Here is a 19918-nt window from a genome sequence, read left to right on the forward strand (position 1 = left end):
TTCGGTCGGCGCGCTCATATGTTAAGGGCGAATGACGCAACCGGCGGCACTGTCCGCGAGGAGGACGGCTTCGTGTTCCATCCCAGACTATTCGAAAATCGCAATGTGGTCGTTACCGGCGCCGGTCGCGGCATCGGCCTTGAGGTGGCCCGGCAGTTCCTGGACTGCGGTGCGAGGGTGATCGTCCATACCGGGCGAAAGCCGGGACGCGACCTGCCGGATTTCCTGCTGACGGCTGAATCGGAAAGACGGGCGCTGCTGCTGCACGCCGATTTCTCCGCGGCCGGCGGGGCAGCGCAATTTGCTGAAGATGCTCTCGCCTTCTTCGACAAGGTCGATGTGCTCGTCAACAATGCCGGCACCATGCTTGGCCGTTTTCCCGCTGCCACACTCACCGACGCAGAATATGAGGCGGTCGTGCGGCTCAACCAAACATCGGTGGTGGCGCTGACGCGGGCGCTGCTGCCGGCATTGAAGACGGCTGAAGCCGCTGCCATCGTCAACACGGTTTCGATTTCGGCGCTGACCGGCGGCAGCCCCGGTTCTTCGATCTATTCGGCCTCGAAAGCCTTCGTTGCGACTTATTCCAAGGCGCTTGCCCGTGAGCTCGCACCGGACGGAATCCGCGTCAATTGCGTGTCGCCAGGAACGATCGAGACGGATTTCCATGAACGGTATTCCTCCCGCGAAAAGCTTGAGCAGACGAGAAAATCCATCCCCCTGCAGCGGCTCGGCACGCCGGAGGACTGCGCTCCCGCCTATCTGTTCCTGGCGGCTCCCTCGCTCTCGGGCTACATCACCGGACAGGTGATCGAAATCAACGGCGGTCAGCTTATCTGCTGATTTGCTTGGACCTTTTTTGGCATTTCATCACTTTTGACCAATTCGCATTTGCGAATATGCTATTGTGCTGATCTACCTCATCGCCTCTCTTCCGAGATCCAGAATGCCGTTGCCCAAACCCGAGCCGGGGATCACCGGCCAGGAATTGCACAAACTCGCTGGAAAAGCCGACGAGGCGAGCGATCTGCTGAAAGCGCTAGCGCACCAGACGCGACTTCTGATCCTCTGCATACTGGCGAACGAGGAGCGGACGGTGAGTGAAATCGAAAATATCCTCGGCATACAGCAGGCAATGGTCTCGCAGCAACTGGCGCGGTTAAGGCTCGAAGGCCTGGTCCACACGCGCCGTCAGGGCCGGCTGGTCTATTACAGCATCGGCAATGTCAACGTGCTTGGCTTCCTCGAATCGCTGTTCGATCTTTTTCCGGCTGCAGAAAACAGTTAGAGCCTGACGCCGAAAACTGTGCGCGGTTTTCGGACGACATCATGCTCTATTTGTTTGAATTAGATCAGGATTCAGATTTTAAGCCGATCGGGCCTAAAATCACCCTGATCTAGAGACCGGCCTTGCGGAGCACCGCTGCTGTGTCAAAGATGAACTGACCCGGATGATGTCATGCCGGATCGGGAGACCGGATGATCGACAAGCTGGAATTCTTCATCGCCCTTGCCAATGAAAAGCATTTTGGCCGCGCCGCGGAGGAGTGCGGGATCTCGCAGCCGACGCTTTCGGCTGCCATCCGGCAGCTCGAGGATCAGCTTGGCGTCATGCTGGTGCAGCGCGGTTCGCGGTTCCAGGGGCTGACGCCTGAGGGGCAGCGCGTGCTCGAATGGGCCCGACGCATCGTCGGCGATGCCCGCACCATGCGCGAGGAGATGCGCGCTGCGCGCCGCGGTCTTTCCGGCCACATCCGCCTCGCCGCCATTCCGACCGCGCTTGCCATGCTGTCGCGCATCACCACGCCATTTCAGGAGAGGCATCCCGGCGTGACCTTCTCGATCGTCTCGCGGAATTCGCTGCAGGTGCTGAGCATGCTCGAAAACCTCGAAATCGATGCCGGCATCACCTATCTCGAAAACGAGCCGCTCGGCCGCGTCACGACCGTTCCCCTCTATGCCGAGCGCTATAATCTGATCACGGCTGCAGGCAGCCCGCTGTCCGACCGCGACAGCGTGACCTGGCGAGAGATCGGCGATCTTCGGCTTTGCCTATTGACTGCCGACATGCAGAACCGCCGCATCATCAACCGCCACTTGACGGAAGCGGGCGCCACAGCGCATCCGACGCTCGAATCCAATTCGATGATCGTGTTGTTCTCGCATGTCAGGACTGGACGCTGGGCGAGCATCATGCCGCGCAACGTTGCAAAATCCTTCGGATTTCCAGTGGAAATCCGCATGATCCCGATTGTCGAGCCGGAGGCGCATCATCTGGTCGGCCTTGTTGCGCCTTATCGTGAGCCCTTCACGCCGCTTGTCTCAGCCTTGCTGTACGAGGCGAGGGCACTCGTGCGAGACGAAGAGCTTTGATAGAAAAAACCTATCAAGCAACGAGATAGCTTTATTGATCGCCGGCTGCTTCCCTGAGATGGTGGTTACGGAATAGCACTCGGCCGGGGGAGCCCCGCTGTTTCGCAACGAGCAAGCCGCTGGGAGGGCTGCCTTATGACCATTCATATCGCCGAAGGCGATATTGCAGCGCGCACCCGAGCCATTGTCGCCGATCTTCGCTTTCTCGAAGGGCCGCTGCTTCCCATTCTGCATGAAGTTCAGCAAGAATTCGGTTATGTGCCGCAGGAAGCCATGCCCGTCATCGCGGAGGAATTGAACCTCTCCCGTGCCGAGGTGCATGGCGTGGTGACCTTCTATCACGATTATCGCGATCATCCCGCCGGCCGGCACGTGCTGAAGCTCTGTCGCGCCGAAGCCTGTCAGTCGATGGGCGGCGATGCGCTGGCCGAGCGCGTCAAGACACTGCTCGGCATCGATTTTCATCAGACGACGCTCGACGGCGCCGTGACGCTGGAGCCGGTCTACTGTCTCGGGCTCTGCGCCTGCGGGCCGTCGGCAATGCTCGACGGCGAGGTCTATGGCCGGGTCGACGATCAGACGGCGGTGGAACTCGTCGCGGAGGCGCGCCGATGACGGTCAGGATATATGTTCCGCGCGATGCCGCAGCGCTGGCGCTCGGGGCCGAAAAGGTGGCAAAGGCGATTGCCCAGGAGATCGCCGCCCGCGGCTTCGATGCCGAGATCGTGCGCAACGGCTCGCGCGGAATGTTCTGGCTGGAGCCGCTGGTCGAAGTCGAGGTTGCCGGCAAGCGCATCGGCTATGGACCGGTGAAGTCGAAGGATGTGCCCGATCTGTTCGATGCCGCGATGATTGATGGAGGCGAGCATCGGCTCTGTCTCGGGGAGGTTGAAGACCTCCCGTTCCTCAAGGAACAAACCCGCCTGACCTTCGCCCGGTGTGGCGTCATCGATCCGCTTTCGCTTGGCGATTACGAGGCGCATGGCGGTCTTGCCGGCCTTCGCCGCGCCGTTTCGATGATACCAGTCGATATCGTCAAGGAAGTCACCGATTCCGGCCTGCGCGGACGCGGCGGCGCCGGCTTCCCCACCGGCATCAAGTGGAAGACCGTTCTCGACGCCGCCGGCGAACGCAAATACATCGTTTGCAACGCCGATGAGGGCGATAGCGGCACCTTTGCCGACCGGATGATCATGGAGGGCGATCCCTTCGTGTTGCTCGAGGGCATGGCGATATCGGGGCTTGCGACCGGAGCAACGAAGGGTTTCGTCTATACGCGCTCGGAATATCCGCATGCGATCGCTGTCATGACCGAGGCCGTCGGCATCGCGCGCCAGGCCGGCATTCTCGGGCCATCGGTGCTCGGCTCGGGCCGCGCCTTCGATATCGAAGTGCGCACCGGCGCCGGCGCCTATGTTTGCGGCGAGGAGACAGCCTTGCTCAACAGCCTCGAAGGCAAGCGCGGCGTCGTGCGCGCCAAGCCGCCGCTGCCGGCGCATAAGGGGCTGTTCGACTGTCCGACCGTCATCAACAACGTGATCTCGCTCGCCTCCGTGCCCGTGATCATGGATAAGGGCGCCGCCTTCTATCGGGATTTCGGCATGGGCCGCTCCCGCGGCACGATTCCGCTGCAGATCGCCGGCAATGTCCGATATGGCGGCCTCTTTGAGACGGCCTTCGGTCTTTCGCTCGGAGATATCGTCGACAGGATCGGTGGGGGGACGGCTACGGGACGACCGGTCAAAGCCGTACAGGTCGGCGGACCGCTCGGGGCCTATTTCCCGCGGGCGCTGTTCGACACGCCGTTCGATTACGAAGCCTTCGCCGCCAAGGACGGGCTGATCGGCCATGCTGGCATCGTCGTCTTCGACGACACGGCCGATATGCTGAAACAGGCGCGTTTCGCGATGGAATTCTGCGCCGTCGAAAGCTGCGGCAAGTGCACGCCCTGCCGCATCGGCTCGACGCGCGGCGTGGAGACGGCCGACAAGATCGCGCACGGCATCGAGCCGGAGAAGAACCGGGCGCTGCTTGCCGATCTCTGTAACACGATGAAGTTCGGCTCGCTCTGCGCGCTCGGTGGGTTCACGCCCTATCCGGTGATGAGCGCCATGACGCATTTCCCGGAGGATTTTTCGCCGGCACCTCTGGTGGAGGCGGCGGAATGACGGGGTTTTTTAAAACTTTGCCCCTCACCCTAACCCTCTCCCCGCTTGCGGGGAGAGGGGACGTGCCATACGAGACGTGGCGGGGAACGGAGAGGTTGCGGCGTGTTCCCTTCTCCCCGTTTGCGGGGAGAAGGTGCCGGCAGGCGGATGAGGGGCACGCCCCGAGGCGGCCGACAAGGAAATCTATCGGAGGAGCAATCCATGTCTCTCATCCATGAAATCGACTACGGCACTCCCGCTTCGAAATCCGAAACTATGGTGACGCTCACCATCGACGGACAGCAGATCAGCGTGCCGGAGGGCACCTCCATCATGCGCGCCTCGATGGAGGCCGGTATCGAGGTGCCGAAGCTCTGCGCCACCGACATGGTCGACGCTTTCGGCTCCTGCCGCCTCTGTCTCGTCGAAATCGAGGGCCGGGCCGGAACGCCTGCGTCGTGCACGACGCCGGTGGCGGAAAACATGGTGGTGCACACGCAGACGGGGCGGTTGAAGGATATCCGCCGCGGCGTGATGGAACTCTATATCTCCGACCATCCGCTCGACTGTCTCACCTGCGCTGCCAATGGCGATTGCCAATTGCAGGACATGGCGGGCGCCGTCGGCCTGCGCGACGTACGCTACGGCTACGAGGGCGACAATCACGTCAACGCGCGCAACAACGGCGATATCAATCTGAAATGGATGCCGAAGGACGATCCAATCCCTATTTCACCTATGATCCCTCCAAATGCATCGTCTGTTCGCTTTGCGTGCGTGCCTGCGAGGAAGTGCAGGGCACTTTCGCGCTGACGATCGAAGGGCGTGGTTTCGGCTCCCGCGTGTCACCTGGCATGCATGAGAATTTCATGGATTCCGAATGCGTTTCCTGCGGCGCCTGCGTCCAGGCCTGTCCGACGGCGACGCTGACGGAGAAATCGGTAATCGAGATCGGTCAGCCGGAGCATTCGGCCATCACCACCTGCGCCTATTGCGGCGTCGGCTGCTCCTTCAAGGCGGAGATGCGCGGCGAGGAACTGGTGCGCATGGTGCCGTGGAAGGAGGGCCAGGCCAATCGCGGGCATTCCTGCGTCAAGGGTCGCTTTGCCTACGGCTATTCCACCCACAAGGATCGCATCCTCAACCCGATGATCCGTGAAAAGGTCAGCGATCCCTGGCGGGAGGTGAGCTGGGACGAGGCCTTCGCGCATGTGGCGTCGGAGTTCCGCCGCATCCAGTATCAATATGGCCGCGACGCGATCGGCGGCATCACCTCCTCACGCTGCACCAATGAGGAAACCTATCTGGTGCAGAAGCTGGTCCGCGCCGGCTTCGGCAACAACAACGTCGACACATGCGCCCGCGTCTGCCATTCGCCGACCGGCTACGGTCTCGGCCAGACATTCGGAACTTCGGCCGGCACACAGAATTTCGACAGCATCGAACATTCGGATGTCGTCGTCATCATCGGCGCCAATCCGACGGATGGCCATCCGGTATTCGCCTCGCGGCTGAAAAAGCGGCTGCGCCAAGGGGCCAAGCTCATCGTCATCGACCCGCGCCGCACCGACATCGTCCGGTCGCCGCATATCGAGGCTTCCTACCACCTGCCGCTGAAGCCGGGCACCAATGTCGCGGTCATGACGGCGCTGGCGCACGTGATCGTCACCGAAGGGCTCTATGACGAGAGGTTCATCCGCGAGCGCTGCGACTGGTCGGAATTCGAGGACTGGGCTGCCTTCGTCGCTGAACCGCAGCGCAGTCCCGAAGAGACGGAAATCTTCACCGGCGTGCCGGCGGCGGATCTGCGCGGTGCGGCAAGACTCTATGCCAAGGGCGGCAATGGCGCACTCTACTACGGCCTCGGCGTCACCGAACACAGCCAGGGCTCGACCACGGTCATCGCGATCGCCAACCTGGCGATGGCGACCGGCAATATCGGCCGTCCCGGCGTCGGCGTGAACCCGCTGCGCGGCCAGAACAATGTGCAGGGTTCCTGCGACATGGGTTCCTTCCCGCACGAACTGCCGGGCTACCGGCACATTTCCGACGATGCGACGCGCGATATCTTCGAAAAGCTCTGGGGCGTGAAGCTCAACAACGAGCCGGGCCTGCGTATTCCGAACATGCTGGATGCGGCAGTCGACGGCTCCTTCAAAGGCATCTACATCCAAGGCGAAGATATCCTGCAGTCTGATCCCGATACCAAACATGTCGCGGCCGGGCTGGCGGCGATGGAATGCGTCGTCGTGCAGGACCTGTTCCTCAACGAGACCGCCAATTACGCCCATGTCTTCCTGCCGGGCTCGACCTTCCTCGAGAAGGACGGCACCTTCACCAATGCCGAGCGCCGCATCAACCGGGTGCGCAAGGTGATGTCGCCGCGCAACGGCTATGGCGACTGGGACGTGACGCAGAAGCTTGCCCAGGCGATGGGGCTCGACTGGAATTACACCCATCCGTCGGAGATCATGGACGAGATCGCCGCGACGACGCCGAGTTTTGCGATGGTCTCCTACGACTATCTCGACAAAATGGGCTCGGTGCAGTGGCCCTGCAACGAGAAGAACCCGCTCGGCTCGCCGATCATGCATGTCAATGGCTTCGTGCGCGGCAAGGGCAAGTTCATCCGCACCGAATATGTGGCGACCGACGAGCGCACCGGCCCGCGCTTCCCGCTGCTGCTGACAACCGGCCGCATCCTCAGCCAGTACAATGTCGGGGCGCAGACACGGCGGACCGAGAATGTCGTCTGGCATGCGGAAGACCGGCTGGAAATCCATCCGTACGATGCCGAGCAGCGCGGCGTTCGCGACGGCGACTGGGTGAAGCTCGGCAGCCGCTCCGGCGATACGACGCTCAGGGCGCTGATTACCGATCGCGTCGCGCCGGGTGTCGTCTATACGACCTTCCATCATCCCAATACGCAGGCGAACGTCATCACCACCGATTTCTCCGACTGGGCGACGAACTGCCCGGAATACAAGGTGACGGCGGTGCAGGTCTCACCCTCCAACGGGCCGAGTGAATGGCAGCTGGAATATGATGAGCAGGCGCGTCAGTCACGTCGCATCGCCGGCAAACTCGAGGCAGCGGAGTGACGATGCGGGGGCGGGGCGGCGTTGTCGGTGAGCCTCCCCCTTCTCCCCAGCGGGGAGAAGGTGCCCGAAGGGCGGATGAGGGGGGCGGCGCGGCAAATGGTGTTGCCCCTCGCTTGCGCTCGGTGCGCTCGCTCCTGTCGTCGCTCGCCCCCCTCATCGCCTCGCTTTGCTCGGCACTTCTCCCCGCTGGGGAGAAGGGGGAGCAAGCGATTGACGTTGTCTTCCCAAGAGGCCGAGTTGTGGAGGAGGGTGTCTTTCATCCTGTCGCTGCATGATAAAATTCACCGTCACTGCCCATGCCCCCGAAATCACCCGCCGCAACGGCATCCTGCAGACCGGTTCGCAGATCGTGCCGGAAGAGGTGCCGATCGCCTTTTCCTACGGCGGCAGTTCGCATGCGGTGATGATGGCAACGCCTGCGGATCTCGAGGATTTTGCCGTCGGATTCAGCCTGACCGAAGGGATCATTGCCGGGCCGGCGGAGATATCGGGCATCGAGGTCGTCGATGGTGAGCAGGGGATCGATGTGCAGGTGAGCCTGGTCGACGATGTCGCCGATCGGCTGCGGGCACGGCGCCGCAGCATGGCAGGGCCGGTCGGCTGCGGGCTCTGCGGCATCGAATCGATCGAACAGGCGGTGCGGCCGGTGGCTGACGTTTCGACATCGCCGCTGGCGCTGTCGCATGCGGATATCGTCCGCGCCGTTTCGCTTCTGAACGAGGCACAGCCGCTGCATCGCGAGACACGGGCGGTACATGGCGCCGGGTTCTATCTTCCCAGCAGCGGGCTGATTGCCGTGCGCGAAGATGTCGGCCGGCACAATGCGCTGGACAAGCTCTGCGGCGCCATCATCCGCGCCAGTGAAAGAGGCGCGGACGGCGCCGTCGTCGTCACCAGCCGGCTTTCCGTCGAGATGGTGCAGAAGGCGGCGATCCTCGGCAGCCCGGTGCTCATCGCCATATCGGCGCCGACGGCTCTCGCCATCCGCACGGCCGAAGAAGCCGGCATGACGCTCGTTGCGCTGGTGCGCGGCGAGGATTTCGAGATCTTCACCCACCCGCACCGCATCTCGCCTGGAAGCATTGCCGATGTCGCATGATACCAAGACCAAGCTCGTCTATATGGCAAACCAGATCGCCACCTTCTTCAAGAGCCAGCCGCAAAGCGAGGCCGCGCAGGGGGTCGCCACCCATATCAACAAATTCTGGGACCCGCGCATGCGGCGGCAATTGTTCGAAATTCTGGAGAATGAGGAGAACGGCCTGGATGCGCTCGTGCTTCAGGCCGTTCCTCTGATTAGAAAACCGGAGCCGGTGATACACTAGAGCATTTCCGTTTTTCTCCGAATCACGGAAATGCTCGATCTCTTTGTTTTCATGCAATTCCGGAGAAGGCATCGCTAACCTTCGGCTATCAGAGCCCGGAAAATGATAGTCGCTGCTGAAGGCTGCTTGTGGTGCCGCAATAAAAAACCGCCTCAAGCGGGCGGTTTTCTAATACTCGATCGCATGGTCCGAATCAGGCCGCCAGTTCATCCGTCTCGTTTTCCTTGAACATCTTGGCGAGGTTCAGGAAGCAGATCATGCCATTTTCCGAGGCGATGATGCCTTCGCAATAAGCGCGGTCGAAGGAGGCGGTCACTTCAGGCACCGGCTGGACCTGGCTGGACGAGATGGTGAGAATGTCCGAGACGCGGTCGACCAGCATGCCGATGACCATGCTGTGAACTTCGGCGACGACGATGGCGCTGCGCTCATTGGCGACCGTGCTCTTCATGCCGAGCTTGAAAGCAAGATCGATGATCGGGATCACCGAACCGCGCAGGTTCATGACGCCGATGACATCGGCCGGTGCATGCGGGATCGGCGTCGACGGCGCCCAGCCGCGGATTTCGCGAATGGTCGTGGTCTTGACGCAGAATTCCTGATCATGCAGACGGAAGGCAATAATTTCGAGCGTATCGCCGCTGAAGTTAGTCGAATTGATCGTGGCCATTAGAATTCTTCCCAACTGTCGTAAGCTAGGGCAGAAGCGGATGCGCCACCATTGGCGCGGACAAGCTTTGCCTTCATACCACGCGATGGCTTTGCGCTCGGCGAAGCATCGTTACGGTTATCGACGACATTAGCGAAAGAGTGTTGCCCAAATCTAAATCGGGCGACGAGATTGCGAAGGTTTTTATCTCGGATGAAAACCAGGCGGTTTTGCTGTCGATCTGTTCCAGCCGATTTTTGGCATTCAGGATCTTCCAGGCTTCTTCGGGATGGCGAAGAAGAATTGCGCCGATTTACTCAGCCTATCGTCTTTTCAATCTGCGAGACGGCCCAATCCACCTGCTCGTTGGTGATGACCAGCGGCGGAGCGAGACGAATCGTATGATCGTGGGTGTCCTTGGCGAGAAGGCCGCGCTCTTTCAGCGCATGGCAATATTGCCGTGCGCCGCCGGCTTCGGGTTCCAGCTCGATGGCCATCATCAGGCCGCGGCCGCGCACGTCCCTGACGATGTTCGAGCGGATCGACCTGAGGCCTTCGATAAAGTAGTCGCCCATGACAGCGGCGTTCTCGATCATGCCCTCTTCCGTCAGCACCTTGAGTGCGGTACGCGCCACCGCGCAGGCGAGCGGATTGCCGCCGAAGGTCGAGCCGTGCTGGCCGGGTTTCAGTACGCCCAAGACTTCGGAATTCGAAAGCACGGCCGACACGGGATAGAAGCCGCCGGACAGCGCCTTGCCGATCAGCGTCACGTCGGCCTCGATGCCTTCGTGCTCCTCGGCCAGCAGCTTGCCGGTACGGCCGAGGCCGGTCTGGATCTCGTCGAGGATGAGGGTGACGTTATTTGCCGTGCAGAGCTCGCGGATGCGGGTGAAATAACCCGCCGGCGGGATGATGACGCCGGCTTCGCCTTGGATCGGCTCGATCAGGGCGGCCACCGTATTTTCGTTGATCGCTGCCTCGAAAGCCTCGGCGTCGCCGAAGGGAATGGTGCGGAAACCTGGCGTATAGGGGCCGAAGCCCGTGCGGGCCTCGGGATCTGTGGAGAAACTGATGATGCTCAGCGTCCGGCCATGGAAATTATCGGCGCAGACGATGATCTCCGCCTTGCCTTCCGGCACGCCCTTGACCTCGTATCCCCATTTGCGCACCGCCTTGATGGCGGTCTCCACTGCCTCGGCGCCGGAATTCATCGGCAGGATCTTGTGTGAGCCGGTGAGAGCCGCAAGCTCTTCGTAGAGATAGGCGAGCTGATCGTTGCGGAAGGCGCGAGAGGTGAGCGTCAGCCTGCCCGCCTGCTCGACCATGGCGGCGAGGATCTTCGGATGGCAATGGCCTTGGTTGACGGCGGAATAGGCCGAGAGGCAATCGAGATAACGGTTGCCGTCGGTATCCCAGACATAAACACCTTCGCCGCGCGTCAGCACCACGTCGAGCGGCTTGTAGTTATGGGCGCCGAGCCGTTGTTCCGTGGCGATCAGTTTTTCCGAAGTATTCATGGTCGTTCTCCCTCCAGAGCATGATGCCGAAAAGTGTAAGCGGTTTTCGGGCAGCATCATGCTCTAACTATTTAATTTAGAACAGGATTCAGATTTTAGGCCGTCCCGGCCTAAAATCATCCTGTTTTATGCGGCGCCTGCCCAATATGCGGCGCGTGTCGGACGATCGAAGATGCGGCGGCCAAACAGGCTTGCCGTCAGCTCGACCAGGATGCGGGCGCTCTTGCCGCGATCGTCGAGAAACGGATTGAGCTCGACGAGATCGAGCGACGAGACGAGGCCGCTGTCCGAAAGCATTTCCATCACCAGATGCGCCTCGCGAAAGGTCGCGCCGCCCGGCACCGTTGTGCCGACGCCGGGGGCAATCTCGGGATCGAGGAAATCGAGGTCGAGGCTGACATGCAGCAGGCCGTTCGCCTTGGTGACGACATCGAGGATCTCGCGCATGATGGCGCCGATGCCCTGCTCGTCGATTGCGCGCATGTCGAAGACATTGACGCCGTGTTCGTGGATTTCCTCGCGTTCGCGCGCATCAACCGAACGGATGCCGACCTGGAAGACGTTCTTTGGATCGACGAACGGACGGTCCTTCGGCAGGATCTCGGCGAACTCCGCCTCGCCGCAGAAGAAGGCGACGGGCATGCCGTGAATATTGCCGGAGGGCGACGTTGCCGGAGAATTGAAATCGGCATGGGCATCAAGCCAGAGCACGAAGAGCGGGCGGCCTTTGCTGGCGGCATAGCGGGCCATGCCGGAGACGGTGCCCATAGAAAGGCTGTGGTCGCCGCCGAGAATTAGCGGAAAACGGCCGGAGGCGGCCACGTCGTGGACGCTGCTTTCGAGCGCGCGGGTGAAGGCGCCGACAATCCTCAAATTGTGAGCCTTCGGGTGATTCGGCAGGTCCATCGCCGGCACGATCCTGAGATCACCGATATCGGCGACGTCATGGCCAAGCTCGATCAACGTCTGGTCGACGCCGGCAATGCGCAGGGCGGAAGGGCCCATGGCAGCCCCTCTGCGGCCGGAGCCTTCTTCCAGCGGCGCGCCGATGAGGGTGACAGATCGCGATTGGGCATCCATTTCGAGGGCTCCGTGGTTGTGGCCTGTTTCGACCGATATTGGGGTAAAGTGCTGGTAGCAAAAAGATGGAAAAACGTCAGAAATGGACTATGATTGCGCAGATTGATAAATCTATTTTGACAAAGTGGGCAGCGTGGACGATCTCGACACCGAACTTCTCAGTGCACTTCGCCATAACGCCCGGATTTCCGTCTCGTCGCTTGCCGCGACGACAGGTGCATCGCGGGCGACAGTTGCCGCCCGTATCGACCGGCTGGTCGCCAGCGGCACCATTGTCGGCTTCACCATTCGCACCGGCCATGAGACGCGGTCCGCCGGCGTGCGCGCCATCGTCATGATCGAGGTGCTGGGCAAGCTCGCCGACAGGGTGGCCGATCAGTTGAGGGGCCTGCCGCAGGTGCGCGCGCTTCACAGCACCAACGGCAAATGGGATTTCGTCGCCGAGCTCGAGGATCGCGATCTTGCCGCCTTCGACGAGACGCTGCGCCGCATCCGGCTGATCAACGGCATCAATTCGACCGAGACCAACATCCTTCTCAAGACAAGCAAAACCGGTTTCTAAGCCGGCTTAAAGCTTGTGCATGCTGTCCGCAAACTGCTGCATAGCTTCGGGAGAGATGCATCAGTATTCTCGTTCGTAGACAATCCCGGCTTCGCCCTCACCGTTGCCACCGGCCCCTCCGCGCAGCTTGACGCCGCGGCCGACATCGAGGTTGATCACCGCCTTGGCGCCGGCCGAACCGCCCTGCTGCAATTCGAAATAGGTGCGATCGTTGAGATAGCGGCCGACGCTGACGCTCGTCTGGCCCTTGGAATCGGTGCTGACGTCGAAATCGTCGACGCCGAGTTGATTGCGTAGGCCTTCGAAAAGCGAGGTGGAGCGGTTGCCGGCCAGCTGACTGACGGCATCGGCGAGCTGAGCGATCTGCACCGGCGAGAGCTTCGACATCGACTGGCCGAAGATCAGCTGTGCCAGCACCTCGTCCTGCGGCAGCTCGGGCGAGGAGGAGAAAGTGATTGCGGGATCGGTGGCAAGGCCCGCGACGTCGACGGTCAGCGTCGTCGTGCCGGAGGACGATGTCGCTTCCATATCGAGCGCCGGCGTCAAGTCGCCGGCAAAGGTGATCCTGCTCTTGTCAGAGAAGTCCAGGCGGCGGTTGAGAATGGTCAGGCGGCCGCGGCGCATGGTGAAACCGCCGGTCACGATGGGTGCAGCCGCCGTTCCGCGGATCGTCACCTGGCCGCCGAGTTCGGCGTCGATGCCGCGGCCGCGAACGAAGATATGCGAAGGCGCGTCGATTTCGAGATCCAGCGTGATCACGGAGGATTTCTCCCCAGGTTTGCGCTCGCCGTTATCGCGCATCTGCGCAAGCACGGCGCGCGGCGCATTCTTGTGCCGGATGTCGATTTCTCTCAGCGAGGTCGGCAGTTTTTCCGGGACCGTGATTGAGGTCTTATCCAGCAGCAGTTTGCCGCTCAGCGTCGCACTGGCGATCGGCCCGCGCAGGCCGACCGTGCCGTTGACGGTCGAGACGACAAGCGTTCCATCGACGTAGACCGCCTTGTCGAGCTTGATCGAAATGTCGGCGGGAAAGCCGCCAGCCGGCTGGATGCCGATCGTGCCGCTTGCAGAAATCGTGCCGCCGCCGCCAAGGTTGCCGCTGAGACGCGATATTACGGCCTGGCTGCCATTGAAGGTTACGGTTGCCGCGAGATTGTTGACCGCCAGATTGCGCCGGACGTCGACGAGCTTGGCGCCGTTGGTCGAGACCGTGCCATTGATGACGGGTGCTGCGGCCGTTCCGCCAATCTGGAGATTGACAGTGGCGACGCCGTCCGCGACGAGGCCCTGCTGCGCGAGCGGGGCGCCGAGCACGGCAAAGGGAAGATTGCCTGTGAAGTGCATGTCGATGGCGCGATTGCCTGTGATCACGACACTGCCGCCGCCCTTCAGCGACATGCCGGCGTCACCGGCAAGGCTGGTGTCGACCGTCAGCTTGTTTCCGGCAAGTTTGCCTGACGCACCGATGGTGAACGGCGAAAGGCCGGCGCCTTTTGTCTGGCTCGTCCCTGCGTTCTTCCAGTCGACCTTGAAATCGACCGACGGCGCCGATAGCGCGCCGGTGGCCTTTACGGTCGCCGAGACCGCGCCCTCGGCGGCAAGGCCGGGAACGAAGCCGTTGGCGATGCCGGCCGGAACATTGGTGGCGTTCGCCGTGACGTCGACCGAGCGGATCGACGTGCCTGCGATCGAAAGATCGCCGGCTGCTTTCAGCGCCATGCCGCCGCCGCCAGTCAGGTTCGCGTCGAAATCCAGCCTGTCACCGGCATATTTTCCCGTTGCCGCCAGCGCGAGGCGGGACAGGCCGGCAGCCTTGGTGTGGCTGGTCGCGGCATCTTTCCAGTCGAGCTTGAAGTCGACGATCGGATTGGCCGGCGTTCCCGACGTTATGGCGCTTGCCGAAAGCGTGCCTTCGGCACCGAGGCCGGGAACGAAGGCATTTGCGATATTTGCCGGCAGCGCCGGGATATCGGCATTGATCGAAAGGTCCCGGATGGCGGTTCCCGCGATCGTGACGCCGCCCTTTGCCTTGGCCAACACGCCGTCCTTGCCGGCGAGATTAGCGTCGAAATCGACCCGGTCATTGGCGAACTTGCCGGATGCCGCAGCGTTCAAGCCCAAAAGGCCGCTGCTCTTGGTCTGGGCGGTCGCGGCGTTCTTCCAGTCGAGCTTGAAATCGACCGCCGGCTTTGGAAGTGTGCCAGAAGCCGATGCCGTTCCCGAGACGGTGCCTTCTGCGGCAAGACCCGGGACGAAGCCGTTGGCGAGGCCTGCCGGAAGGTTGGCGAGATCGGCCTTGACGTCAAGGTTGCGAACCGACGTGCCTGAAATCGCAACGTTGCCGGCGGCCTTCAGCGAAAGGCCGCCCTGGCCGGCGAGATTGGTATCGAAATCGAGCCGGTTGTCGGCAAAGTGTCCCGATGCGGCAAGTGCCAGGCCGGAGAGGTGCGCGAGTCGGGTCTGGCTGGTCGCAGCGTCGGTCCAGTCGAGCTTGAAGTCGGCTTTCGGTGCGGCGAATGTTCCGGCGGCGGACATGGTGCCGGAAATCGTGCCGCCGGCCGCGAGATCGGGAACGAAGGCATTTGCGAGGCTGGCGGGAAGCTTGGCGATCTCGGCATCGACCTTGATGCTGTCGATCGCCGTACCAGCCAATGCGACATTGCCGATGGCCTTTAGTGAAAGGTCTTTATCGCCGCTGACTGCCGCGTTGAAATCAAGCTTGTTTTCCGCAAATTTTCCCGATGCGGTCACGCCGAGCGCTGCAAGGCCGGCCCGTTTCGTGTGGCTCGTCGCAGCATCTTTCCAATTGAGATCGAAATCGGCATTCGGGGCGGAGAGCGACCCGCTGACCGAGATCTTTCCTGAGATCGCGCCTTCGGCGGCGAGATCGGCGACGAAGTCGTTTGCGATGTTTGCGGGAACATTGGCCAGCGCGGCGTCGACTTTGACGTCGCTGATTGTCGTGCCCGTGATGGCGACATTGCCCTTTGCCGTCAGCGAGAGGCTGTTGGCGCCGCCGATCACCGTGTCGAAATCGAGCTTATTATCTGCAAGTTTTCCCGATGCGGTCACGCCGAGCGCTGCAAGGCCGGCGCGTTTCGTCTGGCTCGTCGCGGCATTCTTCCAATTCAGATCGAAATTGGCGGTCGGGGCGGAAAGAGAGCCGCTGGCAGAGACCGTTCCCGAGATCGCGCCTTCGGCGGCGAGATCGGCGACGAAGTCGTTTGCGATGTTTGCGGGAACATTGGCCAGCGCGGCATCGACTTTCACGTTGCCGATTGTCGTGCCCGTGATGGCGACATTGCCGTTTGCCTTTAAGGAGAGGCTGTTGGCGCCGACGATCACCGTGCTGAAATCGAGCTTATTATCCGCAAGTTTTCCTGATGCGGTCATGCCGAGCGCTACAAGGCCAGCCCGTTTCGTGTGGCTGGTCGCAGCATCTTTCCAATTGAGATCGAAATCGGCATTCGGGGCGGTGAGCGACCCGCTGGCCGCGATCTTTCCTGAGATCGCGCCTTCGGCGGAGAGATCGGCGACGAAGCTGTTTGCGATATTTGCGGGAACATTCGCCAGTGCGGCGTCGACCGTGACATTGCCGATCGTCGTGCCCGTGATGGCGACATCGCCGGTTGCCTTTAAGGAGAGGCTGTTGGCGCCGACGATCACCGTGTCGAAATCGAGCTTGTTTTCGGTGAATTTTCCTGATGCGGTCACGCCGAGCGCTGCAAGGCCCGCACGCTTCGTCTGGCTCGTCGCAGCGTCTTTCCAATCGAGATCGAAATCGGCACTCGGGGCGGAGAGCGACCCGCTGGCGGAGATCTTTCCAGAGATCGCGCCTTCGGCGGCGAGATCGGGGACGAAGCTGTTTGCGATATTTGCCGGAACATTCGCCAGTGCGGCATCGACCGTGACGTTACCGATCGTCGTACCCGTGATGGCGATATTGCCGTTTGCCTTCAGCGAGAGACTGTTGGCACCGCCAATCGCCGTGTTGAAATCGAGCTTGTTGTCGCCGAATTTTCCGGATGCCTTGACGGCGAGGTCGGCAAGGCCCGCACGCTTCGTCTGGCTGGTCGCAGCACTTTTCCAATCGAGATCGAAATTGGCGGTGGGAGCAGCGAGCGAGCCGGAGGCGGCCAGTTTTCCTGTAATCGTGCCTTCGGCGGCGAGATCGGGAACGAAGCCATTGGCAATGCGGGCAGGCAGGTTGAGGATATCGGCATTGACATCAAGCACCGGCGCCTTCGGGTCGGCGAGCGCGACATTGCCGGCTGCCTTCAGCGACAGTCCGTCATTGCTGCCAATCGTCGTGTCGAAATCGAGCTTGTTGTCGGCGAATTTGCCACCGGCGGTGATGCCGAGCGGTGCCAGGCCCGCCCCCTTTATCTGGCCCGTCGTCGCATCCTTCCAGTCGAGCTTGAAGTCGGCGACCGGTGCTGCCGGCGTTCCGGTTACGGCAATCGTTCCGGAGATCGTGCCGCCGGCTGAAAGGTTGGGCACGAAACCGTTGGCGAGCGCTGCCGGCAGCTCGTGGATGTCTGCATCGAGCTTCAGCGTTTCACCGGCGGAACCGGTGACAGTCACCGAACCGGTGCCGGTCTTCAGCGTCAGTCCGTTCAGACTGGCGGCACCGCCGCCGATGGTGACCTGCGTCGGTGCGGCAAGCTCGATCGGGATATTGCGGGGGCTTGCCGAAAAGCGATCGAGGTTCAGCTGCATCGTACCGGCCGCCGCCTCGATATTGCCGGCCGCCAGCACGGGATTGCCGTCATAGGCAGCATCGAGATGGAAGTCGGTATGGTCTTGCTGCTTGGTAAAATCGAGCGAAAACCCGGCCAGCCTGTTCGTTCCGACACTCACCTCCGCGGCCTTGACCGTACCTTTTGCGGCAAGGGCTTTGAGATCGCTGACCGTGACATCGATATCCGGCTTGGTGATCGCAAGCGTATCACGGCGGATCGATCCGCCTGTTGCAAGCAGCTTGAGCGCAATCCTGCCGCTATCGCTGCTCACGCCAAGCGACCCCTTGAGATCACCGTCGGCTTTCTGTCCGCCGAGTGCGGCAAGCAGGCCGACATTGGGGAAATCGAAAGTCAGTGCGCCTGTTGGCTCCAGGGAAGGCGAGAATTCCACATTGCCGGTCAGCCGGTTGCCGCCGATATCAGCGGTCAAAGCCGGAATACTCGTCTTGCCGTCCCGCGAACTGATGTCACCGTTGATGCCGATCGGCTGGCCGTCGATCGTGCCGGTGGCGGCGATCCTGCCCTGCGGCGCCTTGGGATCGGCGAGCCCTGACAGGTCGATATTCAGATTGCCGAGCACGCGGTCGGCCATTTCAAGGCTGGCGGCCTTCAGATTGGCCGTCACCGAGATTGCCGGGAGCTCACCGCCAACTCTCAATGCATAACCCGCGCCACCACTGGCGCCGGGGATGAGCTTGCCGATGTCAGGCAACCGGCCGGAGAGATCGGCATTCAACATCCCGCCGTCGAGCGCGACGTTGCCGGCGGCTTCGAGCGTGCCGGATTTCAGGACGATGTTGGACAGCGCGAATTTTGACGGGATGGTGCCGACCATCTGGCTTTCGAACGAGATCGGTCCGTCGAACCTGCTTGTCACCGCAGCCGGCAGGGCTGCCGGGTCGATGGTGAGCTTGAGGTTGCCGGTCAGCGCCTTGTCTGCCAGCCGATAGGAGCCGTTGAGGCCGCCGTTGATATTGGCGCTTTCGACGGTGGTGGCGTTGAAGCCGATGCCACTGGGCGAGATCTGCAGCGGCGAGGCGATCGTGACCGGGCCCTGGACGGCGCGATTGAGGTTCGGGTCGGAGAAGGTTACGTCGCCGGCAACGAGGCGCAGCTGGACGCTGCCGGAACGGGCGGCGAGATTGAAGGCGTCGCTCTTTGCGGTCAGCTTGATATTGCCGATATTGGCCTGCGGGAGGGTTGCGGTGTCGAGCGAGCCGCTGACGTTCAGCCGGGCCGCCTGCGCATCGCCTGTCAGTGCCAGGTTGAGGCCAGAAATGAGGAAGCGCGCTTCGCCTTCGGCGAGCGGCCAGCGGAAATCGACGGGCCCCGACGTGCCGAGCAGATTGGCGTTCAGGCTGTTATTGCCGGCCGGATCGAGGGTGCCCGAGGCGGCGATCACCACGCTGCCGGTGGCGATATTGCCGGTCTGGATATCGATCTTGCCGTGATTGTCGAAGGTCGTGGCAAGATCGATATTGGTCTGGCCGGCAAAAAGCGGCCGGAATGCCGATGGAAGCAGCGAGCTCAGGTCACCGCCACCCTTGAGGTCGAGATGGTGCAGCCCGTCTGCCGTGATCTGATGCCGGGCCTCGATTGCGGCGCGCTGCTGCCCGTCGAGGGCGGCCTGCACTTTGCCTTTCCAATCGGATATCGGCCCCTGGCCGTCGAGATCAATGTTGACGGCCGGGCTGTCCGGCAAGCCGAGAAAGCCCGCCAGCAGCCCGCCCTTCGGCTCGGACAGTTGCGCCTTCAACCGCAGCCGGTTTTCGGCCGGCGCAAAGGCGATGTCGGCGGCAAGCCGCGCATCCGGGACCGCGTGACGGCTGACATTGACGACGGCCTCGCCGCCATCGCCATTTGCCGAAAGGCTGCCCTCGGCGGCGAGCGCAAAGGCGCGGCCGGCAACAGGTGCGGCAAGTTTGATATCGGGCAGCGCGACACGGTCTATATCGACCTTGATCGGAAGATTAAATCCGCCGGAATTTTCAGCTCCGGGCCGCGAGGGGAGGGTGCGCACCGGCTTGCGCAGCACGTTGATCGCTTCGATCTCGAAGCGTTTGGCATGGAAAGTTCCCGTCAGCAGCGCAAGCGGATTCCAGTCGATCGCGACGCCATGAATTTCCGCAAAGACGCCCCTGGTGTCGGAGATGGAAATCTCGGCGGCCCGCAGCCCGCCGGTCAAAAGGCCTTGCGGTTCGCGAACCTCGATCGTCATGTCGCGGTTGGAAAGCGTGGAGGCTATCTTTTCGGTGACGATGCGAGCACCAAAACTGGTGAAGCCGAAGATCGCCAGCGCTACGACGGCGAGAATCAAAGTGGCACCGACGGCATAGCCGGTGAGCCGTACGATCCAGTTGACGATTTTTGCCAGCGTTTGCATCGGCGCGGACACTACCCCGTTTTCATGACGGCTCACAGA

11 protein-coding genes and 3 pseudogenes are annotated in these 19918 nt (G+C 61.9%); 9 read left to right on the top strand and 5 right to left on the bottom strand.

All coding sequences use genetic code 11. The features are described from left to right. Positions 1–72 precede the first annotated feature (72 nt). The 8 genes and pseudogenes from ACS4RR_RS04070 (at position 73) to ACS4RR_RS04105 (ending at position 8946) form a co-directional block, all read left to right on the top strand. Positions 73–843, top strand: coding sequence for an SDR family NAD(P)-dependent oxidoreductase (locus tag ACS4RR_RS04070; protein ID WP_260111082.1), 771 nt, complete (start codon positions 73–75; stop codon positions 841–843). Positions 844–946: 103 nt separating this feature from the next. Then, entirely contained in the window at positions 947–1288 is a 342-nt protein-coding gene (locus ACS4RR_RS04075) for an ArsR/SmtB family transcription factor (protein ID WP_456189729.1), read from the top strand. A 191-nt stretch (positions 1289–1479) separates the two neighbouring features. Then, complete coding sequence (locus ACS4RR_RS04080; RefSeq protein ID WP_162116839.1) at positions 1480–2373, top strand: LysR family transcriptional regulator; 894 nt, start codon at positions 1480–1482, stop codon at positions 2371–2373. A 135-nt stretch (positions 2374–2508) separates the two neighbouring features. After that, positions 2509–2988 carry a formate dehydrogenase subunit gamma gene (locus ACS4RR_RS04085; RefSeq protein ID WP_162116838.1) on the top strand — a complete coding sequence of 160 codons (480 nt, stop codon included), beginning with the start codon at positions 2509–2511 and terminating at the stop codon, positions 2986–2988. Continuing rightward, a complete protein-coding gene (locus tag ACS4RR_RS04090; RefSeq protein ID WP_260109600.1) occupies positions 2985–4541 on the top strand; it encodes a formate dehydrogenase beta subunit in 1557 nt (518 codons plus the stop codon). The genes ACS4RR_RS04085 and ACS4RR_RS04090 overlap by 4 nt, the downstream gene beginning before the upstream one ends. A 201-nt stretch (positions 4542–4742) precedes the next feature. Continuing rightward, positions 4743–7621: pseudogene (gene fdhF, locus ACS4RR_RS04095) on the top strand (formate dehydrogenase subunit alpha). 274 nt (positions 7622–7895) lie between these two features. Beyond that, complete coding sequence (gene fdhD / locus ACS4RR_RS04100) at positions 7896–8720, top strand: formate dehydrogenase accessory sulfurtransferase FdhD (protein ID WP_456190119.1); 825 nt, start codon at positions 7896–7898, stop codon at positions 8718–8720. Further along, the gene (locus tag ACS4RR_RS04105; RefSeq protein WP_017966293.1) at positions 8710–8946 is read left to right on the top strand and encodes a formate dehydrogenase subunit delta; all 237 of its coding nucleotides are present in this window, start codon (positions 8710–8712) and stop codon (positions 8944–8946) included. The genes fdhD and ACS4RR_RS04105 overlap by 11 nt, the downstream gene beginning before the upstream one ends. 193 nt (positions 8947–9139) lie before the next feature. Here ACS4RR_RS04105 and ACS4RR_RS04110 read toward each other — a convergent pair whose 3' ends face one another. The 3 genes from ACS4RR_RS04110 to rocF form a co-directional block, all read right to left on the bottom strand. Next, the gene (locus tag ACS4RR_RS04110) at positions 9140–9616 is read right to left on the bottom strand and encodes a chemotaxis protein CheW (RefSeq protein ID WP_003543427.1); all 477 of its coding nucleotides are present in this window, start codon (positions 9614–9616) and stop codon (positions 9140–9142) included. A 296-nt stretch (positions 9617–9912) separates the two neighbouring features. Beyond that, the gene (gene rocD, locus ACS4RR_RS04115) at positions 9913–11112 is read right to left on the bottom strand and encodes an ornithine--oxo-acid transaminase (protein ID WP_260109598.1); all 1200 of its coding nucleotides are present in this window, start codon (positions 11110–11112) and stop codon (positions 9913–9915) included. A 126-nt stretch (positions 11113–11238) separates the two neighbouring features. Continuing rightward, positions 11239–12192, bottom strand: coding sequence for an arginase (gene rocF, locus ACS4RR_RS04120; protein ID WP_456189730.1), 954 nt, complete (start codon positions 12190–12192; stop codon positions 11239–11241). Between the two features lie 124 nt (positions 12193–12316). Between rocF and ACS4RR_RS04125 the strand changes: the two genes are divergently transcribed. Then, positions 12317–12754 (top strand): Lrp/AsnC family transcriptional regulator, encoded by a 438-nt coding sequence (locus tag ACS4RR_RS04125; protein WP_222293001.1) that lies wholly within the window; start codon positions 12317–12319, stop codon positions 12752–12754. A gap of 60 nt (positions 12755–12814) precedes the next feature. On the opposite strand, the pseudogene ACS4RR_RS04130 reads toward ACS4RR_RS04125, so the two are convergent. Continuing rightward, positions 12815–16534: pseudogene (locus ACS4RR_RS04130) on the bottom strand (translocation/assembly module TamB domain-containing protein); the annotation flags it as partial. Positions 16535–16855: 321 nt separating this feature from the next. Further along, positions 16856–19879: pseudogene (locus tag ACS4RR_RS04135) on the bottom strand (translocation/assembly module TamB domain-containing protein); the annotation flags it as partial. Positions 19880–19918 lie beyond the last annotated feature (39 nt).

Source organism: Rhizobium zaerense, assembly GCF_051810725.1.
Classification (GTDB): domain Bacteria; phylum Pseudomonadota; class Alphaproteobacteria; order Rhizobiales; family Rhizobiaceae; genus Rhizobium; species Rhizobium leguminosarum_I.